The sequence below is a fragment of the Devosia sp. genome, from assembly GCF_017307565.1.
Lineage (GTDB): Bacteria > Pseudomonadota > Alphaproteobacteria > Rhizobiales > Devosiaceae > Devosia.
Window position 1 is genome coordinate 1 of sequence record NZ_JAFKHD010000096.1, and the last position, 3,887, is coordinate 3,887.

Below are 3,887 nucleotides of genomic sequence, written 5' to 3' on the forward strand. Positions count from 1 at the left end.
GACGAGATGATCGCTTCGCACCCGCTCGACCATGTGGCCGCCTATAAGGGCGACATGATCGTGCTCGAAGGCGACAAGGATGTGGTAGTGCCCATGGCCGTGGGCGAAGCCGTGGTGAAGGCCTATCCGGCGGCGAGCTTCGTCGTCGTGCCCGAGGCCGATCACGGTTATGGTTTTTACAGCGGCCAGCCCGAGGTGACGGCGCTGGTTGAGACCACTCTGGCCGACTTTTTCGCCAAGAGCCTCAAGTAGAAACGATTTGGGGCCGGTCCTCTCGACCGGCCCCATTTCTTGGTTATTTCAGGTTGAGCTGCAGCTTGCCGGCCTCATAGGCGGTCTTGCAGTCGGTGGCATCGTGCATGATGTCTTCTTCGAGCAGCGCGGTGGTGGTCATGCCTTCGCCGACGAAGCGCAGGTCGTCGCATTCGCCGTCCTTGGCGTATTCGCCCTTGTCGTCACCAAAATTGATGGTGCCATCGTCGGCAATGCCGCGCAGCTTGAGGCGGCCGGCATCCCAGGCGGCCTTGCAATCGGTCGCGTCGTGCAGCACGTCGTCGCTGAGCAGCGGCGTCGAGGTCATGCCCGGGCCTTCAAAGCGCGGATCGTCGCATTCGCCGTCCTTGGAATAGGAGCCGGCATCGTCGCCGAAGGAGAATTTGGGGGCGGCGTAGGCCGGGCCGGCGGTGAGGAGGACGGCGGCGGCGAGGCCGCCAATGATCTGACGCAGCATTTTTTGCTCCTGCTTTTCAGGTGGGTGAGTGGCCGAGCGGCTATAAACCGCCGATGCCGCGACAAAAAACCGTGATTCTGACTTTGTTGCGGCTACCGCTCTGTTTGCACACATCTACGTGAACATGCCGCGAAATCCAGAACCGGCAATGTTGTGCGCGGGGTCGTGCGCGTTGCGACGCTGCCGCAGAGAATAGAGCGATGGACGCTTGTGTGCCCCGTTGCTTTGGACGGGGTGGTGGGGTTTCCGTCGCGTCATGGCTTGCGGGTGATCCGGGCGCGAGGTTTTCGCGTATTCTCTCGTGACGGCAGAAGGATGCGCGAATGAACGGGAAAACGGCTTGGATTACCGGAGCGGGCAAGGGCATTGGCCGGTCGCTGGCACTCAATCTTGTGCAGCGTGGGTATGTGGTGGCCGTTAGCGCGCGCTCGAAGGAGGATCTCGATACGCTTGCCAACGAAGCGCGGGCGGGCCGGATCGTTGCCTATCCACTCGATGTGACCGACGAGAAGGCTGTCGATGCGACGGCGGCGCGGGTGATCGAGGATCTTGGCGGGCTTGATCTGGTGGTGCTCAATGCCGGCACGCATTCGGAGCTGACGGCGGCGCATTTCCACATGGCCGAATTCAACCGGGTGATGGGCACCAATCTGACCGGCACGGCCAATTGCCTTGCGGCGCTGTTGCCGCGGATGCGGGCAGCCAAGCGCGGCCGTATCGCGGTGGTGTCTTCGGTGGCCGGCTATCGCGGGCTGCCGACGGCCGGGGCCTATAACGCCAGCAAGGCGGCGCTGATTGCGCTTTGCGAGGCGCTGAAGCCCGAGCTCGAGGGGAGTGGCGTGGAACTCAGCCTCGTCAATCCCGGCTTTGTCGATACGCCGCTGACGCGGCGCAACAAGTTTGCGATGCCCTTCCTGATGGAGCCGGATGCGGCCGCCGAGAAGATCGCCGACGGGCTCGAGCGGGGCAAATTCGAAATCGTCTTTCCCTGGCAGATGACGGTGCTGATGAAGCTGCTGCGGATATTGCCCTATCCGCTGTTTTTTGCGGTGACGCGGCGCATGGTGCGCAGCATCGGCGATTAGCTGCCCTGCGGGGTGTGCCGGTAAACGCGCAGGCCCTTGGCGAGGAGTTTTATGGCTTCCCAGTGAATGCCGAGGGTGACCTTGAGGGTCATCAGCGGGTGGCGCAGCATGGCGCGGGCGAGGGTGGCGTCGGTCAGGGGCTCGCGGGTTCCGGAGAAGCTTGCGGTGAGGAGCGGGCCTTCGGCGTCGGTTTCGTTGATGACGATCTGCACATTGTCGCCGGGTGGGCGGATGGTGAAGTTGTAGACGCAGTCCATCGGGATGAAGGGCGAGACGAAGAAGGTTTTGGGGCAGGCGTGACGCACCCGTTCTTCGGGGTCGCCGCTGGCCGGCAGCACATAGGCGTGCCGCTCGCCATGGGTGTTGTGAACTTCGTAGATGATCGCGACGAGGCCGCCATCGGCGTTGTGGCAGAAGTAGACGGTCAGCGGATTGAAGACGTAGCCGAGCATGCGCGGATAACAGAGCATGGTGATGCGGCCATCGGCGGTGAAACCAGCTTCGGCGAGGCGCGCGGCGACCCAGGGACGCAGGGGCCCGCCATCGCCGTGGTCGCTCTCGCGGAAGCTGAGAAGGCCCGGCTTGTTGATGGCGAGGAGGCGCAGGCTGGTGTCGAGGTCGTCGAGTTCATTGAGATCAAGCAGCAGGGAAAAGACGCGATAGCCGAGGCGATGCTGTTTGGGGCGCATCCGCTGATGCACCACCAGACCGGCATAGATGGCGCTGGCCGCGCTCATTCGGCGGCGACCCGCAGCGCCGGTTCCATGCTGATGCGGCCGGATTCGTTGGCGACGCTCCAGGGGCGGCGCACGCCGAACCGTTCGGCGACGGCGAGGCCCGATTGCAATGCGTCTTCGTGGAAGCCGTAGCCGAAATAGCTGCCGCAGAACCAGGTATTGCGGCGGCCCTGCAGGCGCCAAAGCTCGCGTTGGGCGCCGAGCGCGGCATCGTCGAACAGCGGATGGGTATAGTTGAAGCTGCGTTTGACGGCGCTGTCGCGCGGTTCATGGGTGGGGTTGAGCGTGACGAAGAGCGGGTGGCGCCGGTCGAGGTTTTGGAGGCGGTTCATCCAATAGCTCACGCAGAGCGCCTGGTTCGCGTCGGCACCTTCTGCCCCGATATAGTTCCAGCTCGCCCAGACGTGGCGGCGGCGCGGCATGAGGCTCGGGTCGTCGTGGAGGACGGCGCGATTGTCGGTGTAGCGGAAGGCGCCGAGGAGGTCGTTTTCGAGCGCGTCGGCATCGGCGAGGAGGGCGAGGGAGGTGTTGGCGTGGGTGGCAAGGACCACGTCATCAAAGGTCTCGCGGTGGCCGTTGATGTCCTCGATGATCACCTGGTCGCCCTGGCGGATGATGCGTTTGGCGCCGGTTGCCTGGCGGATGCGGCCGGCAAAGCTGTCGGTGAGCGCGGCGACATAGGAGCGGCTGCCGCCGGCGACGGTGCGCCAGATGCAGCGTGCGCCGATGGCGAAGAGATTGTGGCTGGCAAAGAAGCGCACGAAGGCGCGCATGGGGAAGGCGCGGATCTGATCGGCCGAACTGGACCAGATGGCGGCGCACATGGGCAGGATGTGATGATCGATCAGGGCCGGGGAATAATCGTGGCCGGTGAGGAAATCACCAAGGGTCACGCCCTCGATATCGGGGCTATCGACGAGGCCTTCTGCGTGGCCGTAGAAGCGCACGATATCGGCGAGCATGCGCCAATAGTGCGGGCGCACGATATTGCGGGTCTGGCCGATAATGCCGGGAAAATCGCTCGAATATTCGAACTCGCCGCCGCCGGTGGAGGCGGCGAAGGACATCTGGGTGGGGATGCTGGCAACGCCAAGATGATCGAGCAGCGCCGTGAAGTTGGGATAGTTGACGCTGTTATAGACGATGAAGCCGGTATCGACCGCGACGCGACCATGCTTGGTGTCGACATCGACCGTGTGCGCGTGACCGCCGATCCAGCTTTCCGCTTCATAGACGGTCACATCGTGGCGCTGGCTCAAAAGCCAGGCGCTGGAAAGGCCGGCTATGCCTGCGCCGACGCTGGCGCTGCGACGGGTCGGCGAGGAAGAGATGAGG

The 3,887-nt window shown here is 63.8% G+C and carries 5 protein-coding genes; 2 read left to right on the forward strand and 3 right to left on the reverse strand.

What is annotated here, in order from left to right; all coding sequences use genetic code 11:
• Nucleotides 1-252: alpha/beta hydrolase (locus J0I64_RS02970; protein ID WP_366933678.1), on the forward strand; the 252-nt coding region annotated here is incomplete at its 5' end.
• Nucleotides 253-295: 43 nt separating this feature from the next.
• On the opposite strand, the gene J0I64_RS02975 is transcribed toward J0I64_RS02970, so the two are convergent.
• Nucleotides 296-730 (reverse strand): hypothetical protein, encoded by a 435-nt coding sequence (locus J0I64_RS02975; protein WP_291406136.1) that lies wholly within the window; start codon nucleotides 728-730, stop codon nucleotides 296-298.
• A 323-nt stretch (nucleotides 731-1,053) separates the two neighbouring features.
• Between J0I64_RS02975 and J0I64_RS02980 the strand changes: the two genes are divergently transcribed.
• Complete coding sequence (locus J0I64_RS02980; RefSeq protein ID WP_291406137.1) at nucleotides 1,054-1,815, forward strand: SDR family NAD(P)-dependent oxidoreductase; 762 nt, start codon at nucleotides 1,054-1,056, stop codon at nucleotides 1,813-1,815.
• Here the strand turns inward: J0I64_RS02980 and J0I64_RS02985 are convergent.
• Entirely contained in the window at nucleotides 1,812-2,552 is a 741-nt protein-coding gene (locus tag J0I64_RS02985; protein WP_291406138.1) for a DUF1365 domain-containing protein, read from the reverse strand. The genes J0I64_RS02980 and J0I64_RS02985 overlap by 4 nt on opposite strands.
• Nucleotides 2,549-3,883 (reverse strand): FAD-dependent oxidoreductase, encoded by a 1,335-nt coding sequence (locus J0I64_RS02990; protein WP_291406139.1) that lies wholly within the window; start codon nucleotides 3,881-3,883, stop codon nucleotides 2,549-2,551. Before J0I64_RS02990 ends, J0I64_RS02985 begins: the two co-directional genes overlap by 4 nt.
• Nucleotides 3,884-3,887 lie beyond the last annotated feature (4 nt).

Coding starts and splice junctions, on each gene's coding strand:
- J0I64_RS02975 (WP_291406136.1), bottom strand. CDS start 730: ATGCTGCGTCAGATCATTGGCGGCCTCGCCGCCGCCGTCCTCCTCACC.
- J0I64_RS02985 (WP_291406138.1), bottom strand. CDS start 2,552: ATGAGCGCGGCCAGCGCCATCTATGCCGGTCTGGTGGTGCATCAGCGG.
- J0I64_RS02980 (WP_291406137.1), top strand. CDS start 1,054: ATGAACGGGAAAACGGCTTGGATTACCGGAGCGGGCAAGGGCATTGGC.